Source organism: Bradyrhizobium sp. 61, assembly GCF_023073075.1.
GTDB lineage: Bacteria > Pseudomonadota > Alphaproteobacteria > Rhizobiales > Xanthobacteraceae > Bradyrhizobium > Bradyrhizobium barranii.
Window position 1 is genome coordinate 39,854 of record NZ_JADPIU010000017.1, and the last position, 19,793, is coordinate 59,646.

Consider the following 19,793-nt stretch of genomic DNA (forward strand, 5'->3'; position numbering starts at 1 on the left):
CAAGGCGGACCTGACGCGCTCCCGGTGCGGTGTGTTAAAATAGCAGGGAACGGATCGTGTCTATGCCAAGAACTGCTGCTGTCATCGGCACCGCCATCTTCTTCGTGTTCGCGCCCTGCGTGGTGGCTGGGGTGGTCCCGTGGTGGATTTCACGCTGGGAGTTCAGGTTGCCGTTTCTCGGCGTCGAGCTCACGCGCTTCGTCGGCGCCGCGCTAATTCTTGCCGGCTTAGCCGGGCTCGTGGATTCATTCGCGCGTTTCGCACTGCAGGGGCTCGGCACGCCGGCGCCGATCGCCCCGACCCAACATCTCGTCGTTACCGGCCTCTATCGCTATGTGCGCAATCCAATCTATGTGGCGGTCGCCGCCGTCATTTTCGGCCAGGCGCTCCTGTTCGGCGATTGGGGGCTGTTCGCCTACGGCGCAGTCGTCTGGCTCGCCTTCCACCTTTTTGTCGTGGGCTACGAAGAGCCGACTCTAAAAAGGTCATTCGGCGCGGAATACGAAGCGTTCTGCATCAATGTGGCGCGTTGGATCCCGCGCCTAACTGCGTGGCGAGGCGGTCGGTAGCTGCCGTAGCGCATGACCTCGGCGCTGATTTTTGATGAGCTTCTCGAAGGCTCCTCAACAAAGCTTGTCTGCAATTGGGCCCATCAGCGAAGTGGCGGCACGCCTCATTGAGGTCCGATCAATAGGGCATAGCGGACTGAATTTGCTCAGGTTGAGTTTTTCGTAGTTTGACCCAGAGCGGTCATCAGCCGCCGTATTCGGGCGAAGTTGATATAGATCAACCTTGATGATGTGCATAGTCGATACCGCAAAATGTTGCTTGCAGTCTCTTCGGTAGGAATGAGCCGCAAAGGATAGTCAGTCGTTCAATCATTGACACATAAGGAGACGCGCAAATGAGGAAGCTTGCTTCGGTAGGACTGATCGCCGCGGCCATGTTCGCTAATCCGGCCATGGCCGCGTGGTACGACCAAAACGGCGCAGCCGTCCATCCGTCCCGCGTCGTTCACTGCATCCGGGCTCCAGACGTTGGCAGTTTTGCCGGAGGGCCGTTCAATAAGCCTCCCTGCGAACCGGCAAGCTGGCGTAGGTCGGCGTGGCGCGACAAAAGCGGTGCAGTCGTCCCTACCTCCAACGTCGTTCACTGTGTCCGGGCTCCAGACGTCGGCAGTTATGCCGGAGGTCCGTTTAATAAGCCTCCCTGCGAACCGGCAACCTGGCGCTGAGGCGAGCGGCAAGATGCCGCCAACGTTCCCTGCGAAGCGAACGTTGAATGTCGGGACGGTTCGTTGACGCTGCGCGCTGGTGCCAAAATCACCGGGCGTAGACAAGTAGACAAAGAGAGCAACTGGCTGCCTGCGAGTGGCCAGTTCTCGCTTTACATCCGCGTCTACTGGGCGGGAGCAACATCCTCGATGGTCAGTGGAGACCGCCGTTTGTCCGAATACAATCGAGCAGTTAACTACGGCGTCCGCGACGCGGTTCCGAGATGCGAACGGACGATATATCGAACATCGGTTGTTGGCCCTTAACGGACCTATGGACGCTGTCGTGGATTTGTCTGCTGCTGACCCAGCTGAGACATCGGCGCGGGGCTTCTGTCCCGCGTTTTGTGTTTAGGACCACGGCGGCTCTTCGCTCTTCCCGACCGCCTCGTGGCGGGTCGTGACACCCGCCGAGCGCAAGCCGGTCAGCAATACGGTTCTCACAGAGGCCGGATCGAATCCAATATCCTTGGCGTTTGGTGGATGTGCTTCGCTGCCCTTCAACCGGAGCGCCAAGTGCAATTGCTCGCAAAGGTGCTGAACGACGAGATTGACCTGATCGTCAGTCATGATCTGCCTTTCTTGCTACATTTTGCTACCGAACCATGTAGCACACATGAAAATAGGGCGGTACGCGATTGGACCGCACCAAGGATCAACCCCACGCGATGGCTCTTGGGCGGGCCCCAAAATCGTCCGCCTGTCAGGGCAGACCGGACGTGACTAGCGGGCCGCTGGAGCGACGCTTTTGACCGCGACGGACGCGCCTTCCATCCCTAGAGATGCCCGCCCTCGGTCGAAGCCAATTGCGTCTGCCCAGCAATCTCGTCAGCCCGCCAGCACCTCACCTCATGTCCATCGGCGCGCGTTTCCAGCACCGGACCGGGCTCGTGGCGACACACGGCCTCCGTGTACCGGCAACGCGGGCTGAAGGCGCATCCGTTTGGCGGATTGAGCGGATTGGGGAGATCGCCGCCTGTCGTTGCTAGCGGTGCATGACGCAGCGGATCGGGAATGGCGGCGATCAGGGCTTGCGTATAGGGGTGCGCCGGGCGCTCAAAAATTTCGCGCCAGTGGCCGTTCTCTACGATGCGGCCGAGATACATGACGGCGACGCGGTCGCTCATGTGCTCGACGACGCCGAGGTCGTGGCTGATCATGATGTAGGAAAGACCGAGCGTGTCCTTCAATTCCAGCAGCAGGTTGATGATCTGGGCGCGGATCGAGACGTCGAGCGCCGATACCGGCTCGTCGCAGATGACGATCCTGGGATTGAGGATCAGGGCGCGCGCAATCCCGATGCGCTGGCGCTGGCCGCCGGAGAATTCATGCGGATAGCGGTCGGCCTGTTCCGGCCGCAGGCCGACATGCCGCAGCATCGTCGCAACGCGGTCCTCGATCTCGCTTTTTGCGGTCACACCATGCACACGCAGGGGATCTTCCAGCGTGCGGCGCACGGTCTGGCGTGGGTTGAGCGAGGCGTAGGGATCCTGAAAGACGATCTGCACGGTGCGGGCAAGCGACTTTCGGTCGCCGGATTGCCTGTTCGTCACCACCTGCCCGTCCAGCACGATGCGGCCGCGCGTCGGCGTCAACAGACCCAGGATCGACAATGCGACCGTCGACTTGCCCGAGCCGGACTCGCCGACAAGGCCGAGGCATTCGCCTCGTCTCAGCCTGAGATCGACGCCGTCGACGGCACGGAGCACCCGCCGGCCGCGGCCCAGCAGGCCGTCCCCCATCGGAAAATGAACCGCGAGATCCTCGACGCTGAGAATGAGGTCGTCGTCCGGCCTCGCCTCCCCCTGCATGGCTTGCGGCTCATGCATGGTGGTAACACCGGACGAAACCGCCGGCCTCCAGCAAATCCGTCTGCGGCGCAACCGTGCGGCAGATCTCGGTGGCCTGCGTACAGCGCGGATTGAACCGGCAGCCATCCGGGAAATTCGTGATGGCTGGAACCACGCCCGCGATCTCCTTGAGCCTGGTGCGGCCAAGCGCGGCCCGACTGCCCAGCCGCGGCAGCGAGGCGACCAGGCCCTGCGTATAGGGATGCGAAGGCGCCCGGAAAATATCGGCGGAGCCGCGCTCCTCGACGATGCGGCCGGCATACATGACGGCGACACGGCGGCAGACATTGGCGACGAGGCCGAGATCGTGGCTGATCATCAGGATCGCCGTCCCCCTCTCGGCGCACAGATTGCGCATCAGCTCGATGATTTCGGCCTGCACGGTCACGTCGAGCGCGGTGGTCGGTTCGTCGGCGATTAGGAGGTCCGGACCGCATGCGAGGGCGATGGCGATCATGACGCGCTGACGCATGCCGCCGGACAGCTGGTGCGGGTAATCGTTGACGCGCCGCTCCGGTGCGGGGACGCGGACGCTCGCCAGCGCCTCGACCGCGAGCTGGTTGGCTTCCCGCCAGCTCTTGCCCTTGTGCAGCACGAACATCTCGGCGATCTGCCGGCCCACCGGCGAGACCGGGTTCAGCGCCGTCATCGGCTCTTGGAAGATCATGGCGATGCGATTGCCGCGCAGCTCCCGCTGCCTGGCCGCGGAAAGGTGCTGGATCTCCCGTCCCTCAAACCGGATGACGCCGCCGCCGATCGACAACGGTTGCCGCAACAGGCCGATCAAGGCGAGCGCCGTGATGCTCTTGCCGCAGCCGGATTCGCCGACAAGGCCGAACGTCTCGCCTCGATCGATGCGAAATGAAATGCCCTCGGCCGCCGCAACGCGCCTCGATCCATCGTCGAGATCGATGCGCAGATCCTCGACTTCGATCAGCGGCGCGCCGGTCATGTCCGCCGGCTCCGCGATTGTGGATCGAGAATGTCGCGCAGGCCGTCGCCGAGCAGGTTCAGGCCGAGCACCGTCAGGAAGATGGCAAGGCCCGGAAACACCGAGAGCCACGGCGCCGTCGTGATCTGCTCGCGCGCATCCGACAACATGCTGCCCCAGCTTGGAAAGGGCGGGCGGACGCCGAGGCCGAGGAACGACAAGGCAGCTTCGGACAGGACCGCGCTACCCATGCCGAGCGTGCCGATGACGACGATCGGCCCTAGCATGTTCGGCAGCAGCTGCGTGACCATGATCCGCAGATCGCCGTAGCCGAGCACGGTCGCCGCCTGCACATAGCCCTGGCTCCTCAGCGACAGCGCCGAGGCCCGTGCGATCCGGCAGGTAAAGGACCAGTTGGTCAGGCCGAGCGCGATCAGCAGGCTCGTGAGGCCGGGGCCAAGCACCGCCATGATGGCGAGCGCGAAGATCAGCGAGGGGATCGCGAGCATCAGATTGGTCAGGCCGTTGACGAAATCATCCCACCAGCCGCCCCAATAGCCCGCGCTCAAGCCCAACGCGACGCCGATGACGCTGTTGATGAGCTGCGAGACGATGCCGACGGTCAGCGAGACGCGGGCGCCGTAGACGACGCGGGAATAGATGTCGCGGCCCTGGTCGTCGGTGCCGAACCACCAGGTCCAGCTCGGAGGCTCCTCCGCGTTCATGAGGTTGGCGTCCATGACGGGATCGGTGTGCGCCAGCCAGGGCGCGAGCAGGCCGACCAGGATCGCAAGCGCGAACAGCGCGCCACCGATGATGAGATTGGCGCGGAGCTTCATGCGTATCTGATCCTGGGATCGATCACGCCGTAGAGCACGTCGATCAGCAGATTGATCGCGAGAAAGGCCAGCACCACCACGAGAATGGAGCCCTGAACGGCCGGAATGTCGCGCTGGAGCACACTGTCGACGAGCAGCGAACCGATGCCCGGCCAGGAGAATAGTTTCTCGACCACGACCGCCTGCCCCATCAACCCGCCGAACTGAAGGCCGACGGTGGTGAGAATGATGACGAGCGCGTTGCGCATCACGTGCCACTTCACGACACGCGTCTCGCTCATGCCCTTCGAGCGCGCGGTGCGGACGAAATCAGCGGTCATGATCTCGAGGACCGCGGCGCGCGTCGTGCGGGCAAACAGCGCCATCGGCGAGACGCCGAGCGTCACCGCCGGCAGAAGCAGATATTTCAGCCCTCCATCGCCATAGCCAAAGCTCGGCAGCCAGCCGAGCTTCAACGCAAACAGATACATCAGCACCAATCCGAGCCAGAATTTGGCAATGGAAAGGCCCGACACCGCCAGCACCATGGCGAGCGTATCGACGATGCCCCCGGGTTTCAGCGCTGCGATGAAACCAAGGGGAACACCGATCAAAATCGCAAACGTCATGGCCGTGAAGATGAGCTGCAGCGTCGGCCAGGCCCGTTTGGCGATCATGGTCGTGACAGGCTCGCGGGTCCGGAACGAGGTGCCGAAGTCACCGGTCGCGAGCTTGGCGATGTAGGCGCCGAAACGCCAATAGAGGGGATCGTCGAGGCCGAGCTGCTTCTTCATGCGCAGCTCGACCTGGGGATCGCCGTCGTCGCTCATGCTCGAGACAATGCTGCCGGGAACGACGCTGAACAGCACGAAGACCAGCAGCACGACAGCGAGCACGGTCGGAATGGTTTGCAGAAGACGGCGGAGCAGGAACGAGAGCATCCAGGCTTTTCCTCTCTCCCCCCACCGCCCGTCGCGATGGAGGGAGCGCGAGAGCGTGTGTCACTTCGCGGGCGAGGTCTCGTCGACCCAGAGGTCTTCGACGTTCTGATGGGTCAGCTCGGTCGCATTGAGCTGAACGCCCTTGAGCCACGGCTGCACCGCCATGACCGCCTTGTTGTAGTTGAAGAACCAGACCGGCGCTTCCTCATAGAGCAGCGCATTGGCCTTTTGCAGCAGCTCGGTGCGCTTTGCGGGATCGTCGGCCTGCCCTGCCGCATCGATCAGCTTGTCGAAATCGGCATTCTTGTAGTTCATGTAGTTGCAGGCCGGCTGCGGCGTCGAGGAGTGGAAGCATTTGAGCGCGGCCTGCGGATCCGGGCCGGTCGCCTGGGAATAGATGAAGGCCTGGTAGTCGCCGCTGCGCACCACCTCGGCCAGCACCGCGGTCTCGACCTGCTTGACCTTCGCCTTGATGCCGACCTTGTCCAGCATCGGGATCACGGCCGAGACGATGGGCAGGCCCCAGCTTTCATTCTGGCTGGTGGTCCATTCGAATTCGAAGCCCTGGGGATAGCCGGCCTCCGCGAGCAGCTGCTTGGCCTTGGCGGGATCGTAGGGGTAAGGCTTCATCGCCTTGTCGTAGGCTGGAGATGTCAACGGCAGCCAGCTGGTGGCGCGATAGGCTTTGCCCTTGACCAGCTTGTTGATGATCAGGTCGGTATCGATCGCGTAATTGATCGCCTGCCGGACGCGCTTGTCGGTGAACGGCTTGAACGAGGGATTCATGCCCATATAGCGCGTGAAGACCTCGGCGACTTCGACGATGGTACCCTTGAGGTCGGCGTCGGACTGATAAGCGACGTATTGCGCAGGTCCCAGCACCGAGGTGTCGATCTCCTTGTTGCGGAAGGCGACATCGCGCGCCGCGGCCTCACCCATGATCGACACGATGACTTTGTCAGCGTAGGGCTTGCCGGGCTTGTAGAACCGGTCCCACCGCTCCAGAACGATGCGCGATCCCGGCACGTGCTCGACGAATTTGAACGGCCCGAGACCGATCGGCTTCTGGATGAAGCTCTCCTTGGCGGCCTCGTCGGCGGGATAGATCGAGGTCAGCGCGGTGAAGAAATAGAAGCCCGGATCGACTTTCTCGGTCAGCTTCATCTCGAGGGTGAAGTCGTCGATCTTCTTCAGGCCGGAGATCTCCTTGGCCTGGCCCTTCTCGACCGCGGCCGCGCCCTCGATCACGCGGACAAAGCGCGCGCCGGGATAGGCCTTGGTGCCGTCCATGATGCGGTTGTAGGACCAGATGACGTCGTCAGCGGTCATCTTGCGGCCGTTGTGGAAATAGGCGTCGTCGCGCAGCTTGAAGGTGTGAACGAGACCGCCGCCCGAGACCACGTCCTCCTTGGCGAGCTCCAGAACCGGCTTGCCCTCCGCGGAATTCCAGATGTAGAGCGACCGGTGCAGCGCCTTGGCGTAGATCTCGTCCTGGGCGCGCTGTGTCGTGTGAATGTCGAGGCTCGTGAAACTCGAACCGTAGGGCGCCGTCATGCGGATGGTTCCGCCCTTGCGCGGCGCCTGGGCCTCCGCCGAGGTGGCGAGCGCCAGCCCCAAACCAGCGACGATCGCGATCATCCTGAACATCATGTGTCCCCCAACAACGCAGGTATTTCGATCAGGGATTTGATCATTCGTAGCCCGTCGAACGCAAGCTTCGTTTTGATGGCGACGGGTTCCGGAACGCGGCGCTCGCGAGACCCTCGGAGGCCAGGTTGCGTCCCAAGCGGTGCAAGCCGCCGATTGACGCGGTGCGTCATCGAGCGACCGGGACCAGTGAACATTTTTCGTGATCAACGCGACCAAGCTCAGGATCGTTATCTGAGCCCCAGGGATTGCGGAAAAAATGAATCGCCGAACGCTAGGTATCTTGCTCGCGGGCGGACTGCTCGCCGCCACGGTTGTGCTGGCAAGCCCGGTCGCGGCCAGCCTCGGCCGGTACAGCGAGGCGGACAGCATCCGGTTCAGCTGGAGTCGCACCACCGGCGTGAACGACTATCTTGACGAGACGTGGTGGGCGGTCCGGGGCCATGACACTCCAGATAATTTCGTCGAACGACTGCTGAGCATCCCCGTCAGAGCGGTCGCACGGGGCGCAGGTGCGGGTTTCGAAGCCAGGGTTTCCCAGGGCACCGGTCTGCCACTGCCCGAAAGCTGGAGCATCGCTACGGCGAAGAATTCGCCGTTCATCGCGTCAGTCTACGCCGAGACCCCGCGCGATCTCACGGCTGTGCTCGGCTTCTATCGCGCCGAGCTCGGCAAGCGTGGCTGGATCGAGACGGTGGTCGAACCGGACCGGGCCGTGATCACCTTCACGACGGCCCGTGGACCGGTCCTGGTCCGGCTTTCCCGTCAGGACGACAGGACAATCGCCGAACTTTCGCTGCGCAAGCCGGGTATCGCGAATGCCGGCCTCCTGCCGAGGCCGAGGCAGGCAAAGTTGATGCTCGGCAACAAGTCGGACGAGGGGGCGGTCATCACCGTCGCCGACCAGACCATCAAGCTGGCGGCGCACGCCGGCGAGAAACTGGCGCACTCCGACTCCGCCGCAGCCGAAATACCTGACGGCCAAAAGATCGATCTGCCACCCGGCAAGTACAAGGTCACCCTCAAGATCGAGGGCGGCACGGTCCAGATCCGGGAGGTCGAGGTCGCGGCCAACGAGACCTGGGGTCTGCTGGCCGGCACGGACGGCGTCCTGCTGCCGATGCGGTTTATTGAAGCGCATCCGCCCCTAGCCGTTCGCAAACCCCGGCATCCAGTCCCGCAGTTTTCGCGCGGCGCCTGTGATGTCAGCGATCGTCCGAAATGCTCCCGTCTCCACCATCATCGCCCTCGCCAGCCGCGCGGCGCGGGCTTCGCTGATCGCGCGCTTCTTCGGGTCCTCGATCAGCTCGAAATCGATGTTGTGGGCGAGGCCGAAGATACGGCGGAGGGTTTTGGCGGCGGCGAAGCCGACGGTGTCAGTGAATAGCCGCTGCATGTAAGCCTGCCGCTCGGCTTCCAGGCATGCGGCGCCCTTCTCGCCGGCGAAGAGCGAGGCCGGATAGGCGTCGCCGGTGGCGCCAGCGCGCCAGAGATCGAGGAACTTGCGGGCGAACTCGTTCCAGACCTTCTCGACCGTCTCCAGCACCCAGCTTTCGAACGCCTGCCGTTCACCCGGCGTACGCTCATGGCCGGCGGAGGCAAAATAGGCCATCAGGAGGTTCGCGAGCACGGCGCCGACGTCGAATCCCATCGGGCCGTAGAATGCGAATTCGGGATCGATCACGCGCGTCTGGCTCTCCGTCACCATGATCGAGCCGGTGTGGAGATCGCCGTGGAGCAGTGCCTCGGGGCTTGCCATGAACTTCAGCTTCAGCCGGGAGATCGCGACATGCAGCTCCATGTCATCGCGCAGCTCTGCGGCCAGTCCGTCGAGATAAGGCGCGGTCCAGCGGTTCTGCTCGGCAATGCGGTAGGGATCGGTGAAGATCAGGTCCTCGGTGATCTTGCAGAGCGCGTGGTTGCCGGCAAAGGCGGCGATGCCCTGCTTCTTCTCGGCCGCCGACAGCGCGAGGTCGGAGGTGAAGAACAGGGTGCGCGCCATGAAGGTGGTGATGTCGTCCACGAAACCGGGATATTGCGTTGCGGCGACCATCCCCTTGCGCATAATGATGTGGGGCTCGAGCAGCTCCATCACCGTCAGCGCCAGTGTCTCGTTGTGGTGCAGCAGGGCCGGCACGAGGCCGGGCGCGAGTTCGGCCTGCTTCGACAAAGCGAGATATTCGTAATGGGCCCGCGACAGCGGCAGCGGCCAGCTCTCGCCGACGAGGCGGACATAGGGCAGCGCCTGCTTCACGGCGACGCCGCCGCGCGCGCCCTTGACGATGAAGACGAGATTGAGATTGCCGTCGCCGACCTCGGTGATGCCCCAGGCGGCTGGATCGGCCCCGAGCAGTGCCTTCAGGTCGGATATGCCCGCGAGATAGTCCCGCAAGGCCGCCTCATGCAGAATCCGGTAGTCCCCCGCGTCGGCCATGACGATCCCACCCCATGGTATTTGAGCATGATCTTATCGGAAACCGCTTCGCACTTTTCCGGATCATGCTCTTGGCATGGCCGGATCGTTACTCCCGCTCCAGGAAGCTCGAGCCGATCTCGGCCTTTCTTTTGATGGGATCGTAATCACAATAAACGCTGTCCGCCACCAGCGTGTAGCTGGCGCTGACGGTGTATTTGTCCAGCTTGACCGAGTTCAGGCCGATCACCGAGGTGCTCTTGCCCCCGTTCCACTTGAACGGCGTCGAGCTCTTGGCCTGCTCGCAGGCCATCACGGCTTCGTTGAAGACAGAGCCCTCGACGAACGCCTTCAGCGTTCGGACCTGCACGGCCATCTTCCACTCGAAATAGCCGATGGCGCCAAGGCCGGCGACGATCAGCACCAGAAGCGCGATGACGATCCGCTGAAAAGTCATTCGTTTCCCCCAATAAAACAAGCACAAAATTCCAAGCAAGACAAAGCACGCGCACGCCTCGTCCTTCGAGACGACCGCTTCGCGGTCTCCTCAGGATGAGGCTAACGGATATTGGTGCCCGTTGAAACTGCTGCCCCGCACCCCGTCCTCATCCTGAGGAGCCCGCCAAAGGCGGGCGTCTCGAAGGATGCGCCGCAGGGAAACGGCTCACGAACGCGATAGCCTCCGCTCCAGCGAGCGACAGCTCTAGAACGGCATTCCCATCAATCTGGACAAGCGCTCGATCGAAAGATAGCCGGCATGATAGGCCGCTATGCCGATCCCGTAGATGATCGCCGAGATGATCGTGGTCCAGATCAGCTTGCCTCTCATCCGCGTCAGGACCGGTGCGCCGGGGTCGGTGCCGGGCGCGCCGACGCCGTCCTCGTGCTGGCTGCGCACGCCGAACGGCAGCGTCAGAAACAGCGCGATCCACCAGATGACGAAGTAGATCGCAAGCGCGGTCGATATCTGGATGGCCATGATCCGGCGCCCTACGCCTGCTCGATTTCGACCAGCGCCCCGGAAAAATCCTTCGGGTGCAGGAACAGCACCGGCTTGCCGTGGGCGCCGATCTTCGGCACGCCGTCGCCGAGCACCCGCGCGCCCTCCTTAACCAGCGTGTCGCGCGAGGCGATGATGTCGACGACCTCGTAGCAGATGTGATGGATGCCGCCGTCGGCATTGCGCTCGAGGAACTTCGCGATCGGCGAGGCCTCGCCGAGCGGCTCGATGAACTCGATCTTGGTATTGGGCAGCGTCGCGAACACGGTGGTGACGCCATGCTCGGGCAGCGCGACCGCCTCCGAGATCTGCGCCCCGAACGCCGCGCCATAGATCTTGGCGGACTTGACGGCGTCCTTGGTCGCGATCGCGACGTGGTTGAGGCGACCCAGCATGTTTCTTCTCCCTCAGCGCATGATCCGAAGACCATGCTCAACTACACCGTCAGGACGTGTACCAGACAGGGGGGCTTTTTGCCCCAATGTTCGTTGATGACGGCCCGGACAGCGCGTCGCACCGACTCAGCCAGGGCATCCGCATCGCGGCGGCGGGCCTTCGGCAGGCCCTCGATGGTGGAGACCACGGCATCGAAGACGAGGTCGTCGAAGGGCTCGCCGTCCCGGTTCTTCTCGGGAATGCCGACGAGATCGACCTCGGGATCGTCGGCAAGCTCGCCCTGCTCCGTCATCGCGACCGCGACGAAGGCGCAGCCGGAGAAAGCCATGCGGCGACGCTCGACCACGGCGCGGGACTTGGAGTCCTCCAAGATCGTGCCGTCCTTGTAGATCCGGCCGGAGGGCACCTCGCCGATGATGCCGGGATCACCCGGGCCGAGCTTGATCAGGTCGCCGTTGCGAACGACCAGGACGCGCGGCACGCCGGCGGCGCGCGCGAGCTTGGCATGCTCGTTCAGGTGCAGCGCCTCGCCATGGACGGGGATCAGGAGCTGCGGCTTGGTCCAGGCGATCATGTCGCGCAATTCGTCGCGGCGGGGATGGCCGGAGACGTGGACCAGATGGTCGCGGTCGGTAAGGACCTCGACGCCCTGCAGCACCAGATTGTTGATGATCGAGCCGACGGCCTTCTCGTTGCCCGGGATGGTGCGCGAGGAGAAGATCACGCTGTCGCCGCGGTTGAGCGTGATCTCGGGATGGTCGTCATTGGCGATGCGCGCCAGTGCCGCGCGCGGCTCGCCCTGGCTGCCGGTGCACAGCGCCAGCACCTTGTCCTGCGGAAGATGGCCGTAGACCTCGGGCGAGCGGAAGTTCTGCACGCCGTCGAGATAACCGGTCTCGCGCGCGACCTGCACCACGCGCTCCATGGCGCGGCCGACCACGACGACCTCGCGATCGGCAGCCCTGGCCGCGGCAGCGACGGCCTTGATGCGCGCGACGTTGGAGGCGAAGGTCGTCACCGCGACGCGGCCCTTGGCGGCCTTGACCAGATCGATGATGGTTCGCGCGACCTCGGCTTCCGAGGGCGAGCGGCCGTCACGCACGGCGTTGGTGGAATCGCCGATCAGGGCGAGCACGCCCTCCTCGCCGAGTTCGCGCAGCCGCTTCTCGTCGGTCGGGCTGCCGAGCGTCGGGGTCGGGTCGATCTTCCAGTCGCCGGTGTGCAGCACCGTGCCGGCGTCAGTGTGGATCGCCAGCGCGTGCGCTTCCGGGATCGAATGCGCGACGGGAATGAACTCGACGTTGAACGGGCCGATATCGACGCGACCGCCCGACGGCACCACCGTCACCGGGATTTTCGGCGCATTGCGCTCGGCGGCGCATTTGGCCTCGAACAGCGCCGCGCTGAACTGCGTGGCATAGATCGGGCATTTCAGCTTCGGCCAGAGGTCGATGATGGCGCCGAAATGGTCCTCATGGGCGTGGGTCAGCACGAGACCCATCAGGTTCTTGCGTTCCTTCTCCAGGAAGCTGATGTCGGGCATGATCAGGTCGATGCCCGGCAGATGCTCCTCGTCGCCGAAGGAGACGCCGAGATCGACCGCCAGCCAGGCGCGCTGCTGACGGTTGCCGAGGCCGTAGATCGACAAATTCATGCCGATCTCGCCGACGCCGCCGAGCGGCGCAAATACCAGTTCGTCAGGCTTCGCCATCACGCAGCTCCCACGGAGGCGGCCGAACCGAAGAACACCTCGCCGGCCGCCACCGGGAGGCGTCGGCCGTCAACGGTGCGGACGATCAGGCAGCCGGTGTCGTCGATGGTGTCGAAAATGCCTTCCAGCGTCATCGTTCCCGTGTTGATCGCGACCCGTTCGCCGAGGCCGCAGGCGCGCTCCAGCCAGAGTTTGCGGATCTCCGCAAAGCCGCGGCCATTGTCCCAGATGCCGAGGAACTCGACCCAGGCGTCGGACAGCGCCGAGAACAGCTCTTCCGCGCTGATCTGGACGCCGAGTGCGGCCAGCGACACGGCCGGCGTCGGCGTCCCCTCCGGCGCCGCCACGACGTTGGTGCCGATGCCGACGACGACGGCGAGACGATCGCCGACGGCCTCGGCTTCGAGGCCAATGCCGACCAGCTTCTTGCCGCCCGCGAGGACGTCATTCGGCCATTTCAGGGCGTATCTGGGTCGCTCAGGACCAAGCCGGAGCGCGGCCTCGAGGCTGACCTTCTCCAGCGCAGCCTCTTCCGCAAGCCCCGCCGCAAACCCGATGGTGGCGGCAACCGCAGGCGCAATATCCAGCACCTCGAGGACGCTCGCGGCGAGATTGCCCTTTGGCGCGATCCAGGCGCGCTGGCGCCGGCCACGACCGGCGGTCTGGTCGGAGGTGACGAACCACATCGGGCCGCGTTCGCCGGCCCGCGCGTGCTCGATGGCGTCGGTGTTGGTCGAGCCGGTCCGTTCGAAAGCTGCGAGCTTGTAGCCCGCCGAGAGTGCGCGAGGACCGAGCGCGAACCCCATCCTAAAACAGCGACTTTGCAGCGGCGGAGGCGACGCTCACCACCGGGCCCGCGAACAGCGCGAAGAGGATGTTGAACAGGCCAAAGACAGCCAGCACAGTCTTCACCTCGACGCGCACCGGATCGACCTGACCGGCCGGCTCGTCGAAGTACATCGTCTTGACGATGGTCAGGTAGTAGTAGGCGCCCACGACGCTGGTCAACACGCCGATGACGGCGAGCGTGAACAGGTTCGCCTTGATGGCGGCGACGAAGACGTACCATTTGGCGAAGAAGCCGGCGAGCGGCGGGATTCCGGCGAGTGAAAACAGCAGCATCGCAAACATGAAGGCGAGCAGCGGATTGGTCCGCGACAGACCGGCGAAATCGCTGATCTTCTCGACGGCCTGGCCGTTGCGCTTCATCGCCAGAATGACCGAGAACGAGCCGAGCGTCATCGCGACATAGATCACGATGTACATCAAGACGCCCTGCGCGCCTTCGACCGTGCCGGAGGCGAGGCCGACCAGGGCAAAGCCCATGTGGCCGATCGAGGAATAGGCCATCAGGCGCTTGATGTTGGTCTGGCCGATCGCGGCGAAAGAGCCGAGCGCCATCGAGGCGATCGCCACGAACACCAGGATCTGCTGCCACTGCGAGACGATGCCGGGGAACGCGGTCAGCGTGACGCGGGTGAAGACGGCGAGCGCGGCCACCTTCGGCGCCGAGGCGAAGAAGGCGGTCACCGGCGTCGGCGCGCCCTCGTAGACGTCAGGCGTCCACATGTGGAACGGCACGGCCGAAACCTTGAAGCACAGGCCGGCGAGCAGGAAGACGAGGCCGAACACCAGGCCGATATTCGAGACCGTCGCGGCTGCCGCGATGCCGGTGAAGCTGACCGTGCCGGTGAAGCCGTAGATTAGCGAGGAGCCGTACAGCAGCATGCCCGACGACAGCGCGCCGAGCACGAAGTACTTCAGGCCGGCTTCGGTCGATTTGGCGTTGTCGCGGTTAGAGGCCGCCACGACATAGAGCGCGAGCGACATCAACTCGAGGCCGAGATAGAGCGAGATCAAATCGCCGGCCGAGATCAGCACCATCATGCCGAGCGTCGAGAGCAGCACCAGGATCGCGTATTCGAAGATCCGGCGCGACGGGTCCGACAGGAACTCGGTCGACAGCACCAGCGTCACCGCCGAGCCGATCAGGGCCAGGATCTTCATGAAGCGGGCAAAATCGTCGACGATGAAGCTGCCGCCGAAGGTGACGTGCTTGCCCGCAGGCTGTGCGTAGACGAGCACGCCGACCACGACCAGCAGCAGGACCGAAAGCGTCGTGACGGTCTTGGTGGTCTCCTGCCCGCGATAGGCCCCCAGCATCAAGAGTGCCATGGCGCCGACCGCGAGCACAATCTCGGGCAGCACCGGCGCCAGTTGATAACCTGCAGTCTCAAAGCTCATGGCGATATCCTGACCTGCCCGATCACTGGAGCAGTGCGGCGGCCTTCACGGCCGTCACAGCGGTGTTGTAATTATTGACGAGTTGCTGGACCGAGACGGCCGACATGTCGAGCACCGGCTTCGGATAGACGCCGAACAGGATCGTCAGCGCGATCAGCGGGAACAGCGTCACGCACTCGCGGAAAGTGAGATCCTTCATGCTCGCCAGCGACGGCTTGACCAGCGCCCCGAACACGACCTTGCGGTACAGCCACAGCGCGTAGCAGGCCGACAGGATCACGCCGAAGGTCGCGAAGAACGCGGTCGGGATCGAGACCTTGAAGGTGCCGAGCAGCGTCATGAACTCGCCGACGAAGCCGGAGGTGCCGGGCAGACCGACATTGGCCATGGTGAAGATCATGAAGGTCAGCGCGTAGAGCGGCATCCGGTTGACGAGGCCGCCATAGGCCGCGATCTCGCGGGTGTGCATGCGGTCATAGACGATGCCGACGCAGAGGAACAGCGCGCCGGAGACGATGCCGTGCGAGATCATCTGGAACATGCCGCCGGCGACGCCCTGCATGGTGCCGGCGAAGATGCCCATGGTGACGAAGCCCATATGCGCCACTGACGAGTACGCAATCAGCTTCTTCATGTCCTCCTGCATCAGGGCGACCAGCGAGGTGTAGATGATGGCGATGGCCGAGAGCGTGAAGATCAGCGGCGCGAAGTCGTGCGAGGCCAGGGGGAACATCGGCAGCGAGAAGCGCAGGAAGCCATAGCCGCCCATCTTCAGCAGGATCGCGGCCAGAACCACCGAGCCCGCGGTCGGCGCCTCGACGTGGGCGTCGGGGAGCCAGGTGTGCACCGGCCACATCGGCATCTTCACCGCGAACGACGCGAAGAAGGCGAGCCACGCCCAGGTCTGCAGGGATCGCGGCACGGCGGTGTGCATCAGGGTCGGGATGTCGGTGGTGCCGCCGTTCCAGTACAGCGCCATGATGGCGAGCAGCATCAGCACCGAGCCGAGCAGCGTGTAGAGGAAGAACTTGAACGACGCGTAGACCCGGCGCGGACCGCCCCAGACGCCGATGATCAGGAACATCGGGATCAGGCCGCCCTCGAAGAACAGGTAGAACAGCACGAGATCGAGCGCCGAGAAGGTGCCGATCATCAGCGTTTCCAGGATCAGGAACGCCATCATGTATTCGCGGACGCGGTTGGTGATCGCCTTCCAGCTCGCGATGATGCAGAACGGCATGATGGCGGTGGTCAGGATCACCAGCGGCAGCGAGATGCCGTCGACGCCCATGTGGTAGGTGATGCCGGTGGCGAGCCAGTTCGCCTTCTCGACGAACTGGAAATCGGCGCTCGACGGATCGAAGCGCATCACCAGGATCACCGACACCGCGAAGGTGATCAGCGTGGTCCACAGCGCGATCCAGCGCGCATTGCGCCGGGCCGCCTCGTCATCGCCTCGGCTGAGATAGACGATCAGCGCGCCAACTAGCGGCAGGAACGTCGTGACCGAAAGGATTGGCCAGGTTGTCATTTACTGGCCTCCAAAGCCGAACATGAACCAGGTGATCAGGCCGGCGGCGCCGATCAGCATGGCGAACGCGTAGTGATAGAGATAGCCGGTCTGGATCTTCACCACGTTGCGGGTGACGTCCAGCACGCGGGCCGAGATACCGTCGGGGCCGAGGCCGTCGATGATGAAGCCATCGCCCTTCTTCCAGAGCTGGTAGCCGATCCACTTCGCCGGACGGACGAAGATGAGATCGTAGAGCTCGTCGAAGTACCATTTGTTGAGCAGGAACTGGTACAGCATCGGCTGGGTGTTCGCGAGCTCGACCGGCAGATAGGGCCGGCGGATGTAGAACAGGTACGACACCAGGAAGCCCAGCACCATCATCACCGTCGGCAGGATTGCGATGGTCTCGGGGATGTGGTGCATCTCCTCGATGATGTGCGGGTTCATCTTCACGGACTCGCGGAAGAACTCCTCGACGCCGTGACCGGCGAACAGCTCCTTGAACGGGAAGCCCGCGACGATCGAGCCGACCGCGAGAACGCCGATCGGGATCAGTATCCAGAGCGGAGCCTCATGTGCGGCCTCGTAGTGATGCTCGTCATGGGGCTCGCCGTGGAAGGTCTTGAAGATCAGGCGCCAGGAGTAGAACGAGGTCAGGCCGGCGGCGACGACTGTCATCAGGAAGCCGTACATCGCGAACGGATTATGCGAGGCGTAGGCGGACTCGATGATGGCGTCCTTGGAGAAATAGCCCGCCGTGAGCGGGAAGCCCGTGAGCGCCAGCGTGCCGATCACCATCACCGCATAGGTGTAGGGGATCTTGCGCCAGAGGCCGCCCATGTTGCGGATGTCCTGCTCGTGGTGCATCGCGTAGATCACCGAGCCGGAGCCCAAGAACAGCAGCGCCTTGAAGAAGGCGTGCGTGAACAGGTGGAACATGCCGACCGAATAGGCCCCTGCTCCCATCGCCACGAACATGTAGCCGAGCTGCGAACAGGTCGAGTACGCGACGATGCGCTTGATGTCGTTCTGGACGAGGCCGATCGTCGCGGCGAAGAACGCCGTGGTGGCGCCGAAGAACATCACGACGGCCTGCGCGTTCGGGGCGAGCTCGAACAGCGGCGACAGGCGCGCCACCATGAACACGCCGGCGGTGACCATGGTCGCGGCGTGGATCAGCGCGGAGACCGGGGTCGGGCCTTCCATCGCGTCCGGCAGCCAGGTGTGCAGCAGGAACTGCGCCGACTTGCCCATCGCGCCCATGAACAGCAGCAGGCAGGTCAGGGTCAGCGCATCGGCATGCCAGCCGAGGAAGTCGATGGTCTTGCCGGTCAGGCTCGGCGCCTGGTGGAAGATGGTCTCGAAATCGGTCGAGGCGGTCAGCATGAAGATCGCGAAGATGCCGAGCGCGAAGCCGAAATCGCCAACGCGGTTGACCACGAAGGCCTTGATCGCCGCCGCGTTCGCCGACGGCTTCTGGTACCAGAAGCCGATCAGGAGATAGCTGGCGAGACCCACGCCTTCCCAGCCGAAGAACAGCTGCACGAGGTTGTCGGCCGTCACCAGCATCAGCATGGCGAAGGTGAACAGCGAGAGATAGCCGAAGAAGCGCGGCCGATACGGATCCTCGTCCATGTAGCCGATGGAATAGAGGTGCACGAGCGAGGACACGGTCGTCACCACCACCAGCATCACGGCGGTGAGCGTGTCGACCCGCAGCGTCCAGTAGACCTGGAGGTCGCCCGACATGATCCAGGGCAACAGCGGAATGCGCATGTCGTGGTGCATGAAGCCGACATCGACCAGCGTCATCCAAGACAGCGCCGCCGAGACGAACAGCAGCGCGGTCGTGATCAGCTCGGCGCCCCGCGAGCCCGCGGCCGGCGGCTCGACCGGGCCATGGCCGTGGTCATCGTGAGCGTGATCGTCGTGACCATGGTCGTCATGGGCCGCCGACGCATGCGCGTCGCCGTGGCCATGATCGCCGTGATGCTCGACCGCGTCGCCCGAGGGGTTGCGGGCATGCGCGCCGAACAGCGCGATCAGGCCAGCAAGGATGGCGCCCAGCAGAGGCAGAAAGACAATCGCCTGAACCATGACTGAGCTCAGCCCTTCATCAGATTGACGTCCTCAACCGCGATCGAGCCGCGGTTGCGGAAATAGACCACCAGGATGGCGAGACCGATCGCGGCTTCCGCAGCCGCAACCGTCAGCACCAACAATGCGAAGACCTGGCCGACGATGTCGCCGAGGAAGGTCGAGAATGCCACGAGGTTGATGTTGACCGAGAGCAGGATCAGCTCGATCGACATCAGGATGACGATGATGTTCTTGCGGTTCAGGAAGATGCCGAGGATCCCGAGCGTGAACAGGATCGCGCCGACCGCCAGATAATGTCCGAGCCCGATCGTCATTTCACCCACTCCGCCGCGTCGCTGTCCTGGAGCCCCTGCCCCGACGCCACCTTGCGCATCGCCATCGCCATCTCGGGCGTGCGTGCATTCTGAACGTTGATGTCCTGCCGCTTCACGTTCGCCTTGTGGCGCAGCGTCAGCACGATGGCGCCGATCATGGCGACCAGCAGCACCATGCCCGCGAGCTGGAAGTAGTGGATGTACTTCGTATAGAGCACGAGCCCGAGCGCCTCGGTGTTGCTGACATTGGTCGGGATCGCCGCCGTGATCGTCTTGGAGACGCCGGGGTTGATGACCCAGAAGCCGACGGTGAGCAGCAGTTCGAACAGGAAGATGCCGCCGATCACGAGGCCCACGGGCAGGTACTCGATGAAGCCCTCGCGCAGCTCGAGGAAGTCGACGTCGAGCATCATGATCACGAACAGGAACAGCACCGCAACGGCGCCGACATAGACGACGATCAGGATCATCGCGAGGAATTCGGCGCCCATCAGCACGAACAGGCCGGAGGCGTTGACGAAGGCCAGGATCAGGTACAGCACGGAGTGCACGGGATTGCGCGAGACAATCACCATCACCGCCGAGGCGACGCAGACGCCGGCGAAGAGATAGAAGAACAGCGCGGGAAGGATCATGCTCTCA

The 19,793-nt window shown here is 63.8% G+C and carries 18 protein-coding genes; 1 reads left to right on the forward strand and 17 read right to left on the reverse strand.

The annotated features are described in order from the left end of the window. Nucleotides 1-62: 62 nt before the first annotated feature. Nucleotides 63-569, forward strand: coding sequence for an isoprenylcysteine carboxylmethyltransferase family protein (locus IVB46_RS08025; RefSeq protein ID WP_247342439.1), 507 nt, complete (start codon nucleotides 63-65; stop codon nucleotides 567-569). A 1,055-nt stretch (nucleotides 570-1,624) separates the two neighbouring features. Here the strand turns inward: IVB46_RS08025 and IVB46_RS08030 are convergent. The 17 genes from IVB46_RS08030 to IVB46_RS08110 form a co-directional block, all read right to left on the reverse strand. Further along, nucleotides 1,625-1,843, reverse strand: a complete 219-nt coding sequence (locus IVB46_RS08030; RefSeq protein ID WP_247342444.1) for a hypothetical protein — start codon at nucleotides 1,841-1,843, stop codon at nucleotides 1,625-1,627. 206 nt (nucleotides 1,844-2,049) lie between these two features. Beyond that, complete coding sequence (locus IVB46_RS08035) at nucleotides 2,050-3,102, reverse strand: oligopeptide/dipeptide ABC transporter ATP-binding protein (protein ID WP_247304945.1); 1,053 nt, start codon at nucleotides 3,100-3,102, stop codon at nucleotides 2,050-2,052. Beyond that, on the reverse strand, nucleotides 3,095-4,075 hold the full coding sequence (locus tag IVB46_RS08040) for an ABC transporter ATP-binding protein (protein ID WP_208087124.1): 981 nt from the start codon (nucleotides 4,073-4,075) through the stop codon (nucleotides 3,095-3,097). The genes IVB46_RS08035 and IVB46_RS08040 overlap by 8 nt, the downstream gene beginning before the upstream one ends. Continuing rightward, complete coding sequence (locus IVB46_RS08045; RefSeq protein ID WP_028149070.1) at nucleotides 4,072-4,893, reverse strand: ABC transporter permease; 822 nt, start codon at nucleotides 4,891-4,893, stop codon at nucleotides 4,072-4,074. Before IVB46_RS08045 ends, IVB46_RS08040 begins: the two co-directional genes overlap by 4 nt. Then, complete coding sequence (locus IVB46_RS08050) at nucleotides 4,890-5,813, reverse strand: ABC transporter permease (protein ID WP_247304942.1); 924 nt, start codon at nucleotides 5,811-5,813, stop codon at nucleotides 4,890-4,892. The genes IVB46_RS08045 and IVB46_RS08050 overlap by 4 nt, the downstream gene beginning before the upstream one ends. A gap of 60 nt (nucleotides 5,814-5,873) precedes the next feature. Beyond that, nucleotides 5,874-7,463 carry an ABC transporter substrate-binding protein gene (locus IVB46_RS08055; protein ID WP_247304939.1) on the reverse strand — a complete coding sequence of 530 codons (1,590 nt, stop codon included), beginning with the start codon at nucleotides 7,461-7,463 and terminating at the stop codon, nucleotides 5,874-5,876. A gap of 1,144 nt (nucleotides 7,464-8,607) precedes the next feature. Beyond that, the gene (gene mtnK / locus IVB46_RS08060; RefSeq protein ID WP_247342448.1) at nucleotides 8,608-9,894 is read right to left on the reverse strand and encodes an S-methyl-5-thioribose kinase; all 1,287 of its coding nucleotides are present in this window, start codon (nucleotides 9,892-9,894) and stop codon (nucleotides 8,608-8,610) included. Nucleotides 9,895-9,982: 88 nt separating this feature from the next. Continuing rightward, nucleotides 9,983-10,330, reverse strand: coding sequence for a hypothetical protein (locus IVB46_RS08065; protein ID WP_014494873.1), 348 nt, complete (start codon nucleotides 10,328-10,330; stop codon nucleotides 9,983-9,985). Between the two features lie 246 nt (nucleotides 10,331-10,576). Further along, the gene (locus tag IVB46_RS08070; RefSeq protein ID WP_063982987.1) at nucleotides 10,577-10,852 is read right to left on the reverse strand and encodes a DUF1467 family protein; all 276 of its coding nucleotides are present in this window, start codon (nucleotides 10,850-10,852) and stop codon (nucleotides 10,577-10,579) included. A gap of 11 nt (nucleotides 10,853-10,863) precedes the next feature. Beyond that, on the reverse strand, nucleotides 10,864-11,268 hold the full coding sequence (mce, locus tag IVB46_RS08075) for a methylmalonyl-CoA epimerase (RefSeq protein WP_028149063.1): 405 nt from the start codon (nucleotides 11,266-11,268) through the stop codon (nucleotides 10,864-10,866). Between the two features lie 41 nt (nucleotides 11,269-11,309). Next, nucleotides 11,310-12,980, reverse strand: a complete 1,671-nt coding sequence (locus IVB46_RS08080) for a ribonuclease J (protein ID WP_028149062.1) — start codon at nucleotides 12,978-12,980, stop codon at nucleotides 11,310-11,312. Continuing rightward, a complete protein-coding gene (locus IVB46_RS08085; protein ID WP_208087129.1) occupies nucleotides 12,980-13,786 on the reverse strand; it encodes a biotin--[acetyl-CoA-carboxylase] ligase in 807 nt (268 codons plus the stop codon). Before IVB46_RS08085 ends, IVB46_RS08080 begins: the two co-directional genes overlap by 1 nt. Before the next feature lies 1 nt (nucleotide 13,787). Continuing rightward, a complete protein-coding gene (nuoN, locus tag IVB46_RS08090) occupies nucleotides 13,788-15,224 on the reverse strand; it encodes an NADH-quinone oxidoreductase subunit NuoN (protein ID WP_247304933.1) in 1,437 nt (478 codons plus the stop codon). 22 nt (nucleotides 15,225-15,246) lie between these two features. After that, a complete protein-coding gene (locus tag IVB46_RS08095; RefSeq protein WP_071913375.1) occupies nucleotides 15,247-16,755 on the reverse strand; it encodes an NADH-quinone oxidoreductase subunit M in 1,509 nt (502 codons plus the stop codon). Next, nucleotides 16,756-18,834 carry an NADH-quinone oxidoreductase subunit L gene (gene nuoL, locus IVB46_RS08100; RefSeq protein ID WP_247304915.1) on the reverse strand — a complete coding sequence of 693 codons (2,079 nt, stop codon included), beginning with the start codon at nucleotides 18,832-18,834 and terminating at the stop codon, nucleotides 16,756-16,758. Between the two features lie 8 nt (nucleotides 18,835-18,842). Continuing rightward, nucleotides 18,843-19,151: an NADH-quinone oxidoreductase subunit NuoK gene (nuoK, locus tag IVB46_RS08105; RefSeq protein ID WP_008547737.1), complete on the reverse strand. Its 309-nt coding sequence runs from the start codon at nucleotides 19,149-19,151 to the stop codon at nucleotides 18,843-18,845. After that, the gene (locus tag IVB46_RS08110; protein ID WP_028149057.1) at nucleotides 19,148-19,786 is read right to left on the reverse strand and encodes an NADH-quinone oxidoreductase subunit J; all 639 of its coding nucleotides are present in this window, start codon (nucleotides 19,784-19,786) and stop codon (nucleotides 19,148-19,150) included. The genes nuoK and IVB46_RS08110 overlap by 4 nt, the downstream gene beginning before the upstream one ends. Nucleotides 19,787-19,793: the final 7 nt, after the last annotated feature.

Excerpts from the sequence above, each read along its gene's own strand:
- IVB46_RS08025 (WP_247342439.1), top strand. The coding sequence starts at position 63 with ATGCCAAGAACTGCTGCTGTCATCGGCACCGCCATCTTCTTCGTGTTC.
- IVB46_RS08030 (WP_247342444.1), bottom strand. The coding sequence starts at position 1,843 with ATGACTGACGATCAGGTCAATCTCGTCGTTCAGCACCTTTGCGAGCAA.
- IVB46_RS08035 (WP_247304945.1), bottom strand. The coding sequence starts at position 3,102 with ATGCATGAGCCGCAAGCCATGCAGGGGGAGGCGAGGCCGGACGACGAC.
- IVB46_RS08040 (WP_208087124.1), bottom strand. The coding sequence starts at position 4,075 with ATGACCGGCGCGCCGCTGATCGAAGTCGAGGATCTGCGCATCGATCTC.
- IVB46_RS08045 (WP_028149070.1), bottom strand. The coding sequence starts at position 4,893 with ATGAAGCTCCGCGCCAATCTCATCATCGGTGGCGCGCTGTTCGCGCTT.
- IVB46_RS08050 (WP_247304942.1), bottom strand. The coding sequence starts at position 5,813 with ATGCTCTCGTTCCTGCTCCGCCGTCTTCTGCAAACCATTCCGACCGTG.
- IVB46_RS08055 (WP_247304939.1), bottom strand. The coding sequence starts at position 7,463 with ATGATGTTCAGGATGATCGCGATCGTCGCTGGTTTGGGGCTGGCGCTC.
- mtnK (WP_247342448.1), bottom strand. The coding sequence starts at position 9,894 with ATGGCCGACGCGGGGGACTACCGGATTCTGCATGAGGCGGCCTTGCGG.
- IVB46_RS08065 (WP_014494873.1), bottom strand. The coding sequence starts at position 10,330 with ATGACTTTTCAGCGGATCGTCATCGCGCTTCTGGTGCTGATCGTCGCC.
- IVB46_RS08070 (WP_063982987.1), bottom strand. The coding sequence starts at position 10,852 with ATGGCCATCCAGATATCGACCGCGCTTGCGATCTACTTCGTCATCTGG.
- mce (WP_028149063.1), bottom strand. The coding sequence starts at position 11,268 with ATGCTGGGTCGCCTCAACCACGTCGCGATCGCGACCAAGGACGCCGTC.
- IVB46_RS08080 (WP_028149062.1), bottom strand. The coding sequence starts at position 12,980 with ATGGCGAAGCCTGACGAACTGGTATTTGCGCCGCTCGGCGGCGTCGGC.
- IVB46_RS08085 (WP_208087129.1), bottom strand. The coding sequence starts at position 13,786 with ATGGGGTTCGCGCTCGGTCCTCGCGCACTCTCGGCGGGCTACAAGCTC.
- nuoN (WP_247304933.1), bottom strand. The coding sequence starts at position 15,224 with ATGAGCTTTGAGACTGCAGGTTATCAACTGGCGCCGGTGCTGCCCGAG.
- IVB46_RS08095 (WP_071913375.1), bottom strand. The coding sequence starts at position 16,755 with ATGACAACCTGGCCAATCCTTTCGGTCACGACGTTCCTGCCGCTAGTT.
- nuoL (WP_247304915.1), bottom strand. The coding sequence starts at position 18,834 with ATGGTTCAGGCGATTGTCTTTCTGCCTCTGCTGGGCGCCATCCTTGCT.
- nuoK (WP_008547737.1), bottom strand. The coding sequence starts at position 19,151 with ATGACGATCGGGCTCGGACATTATCTGGCGGTCGGCGCGATCCTGTTC.
- IVB46_RS08110 (WP_028149057.1), bottom strand. The coding sequence starts at position 19,786 with ATGATCCTTCCCGCGCTGTTCTTCTATCTCTTCGCCGGCGTCTGCGTC.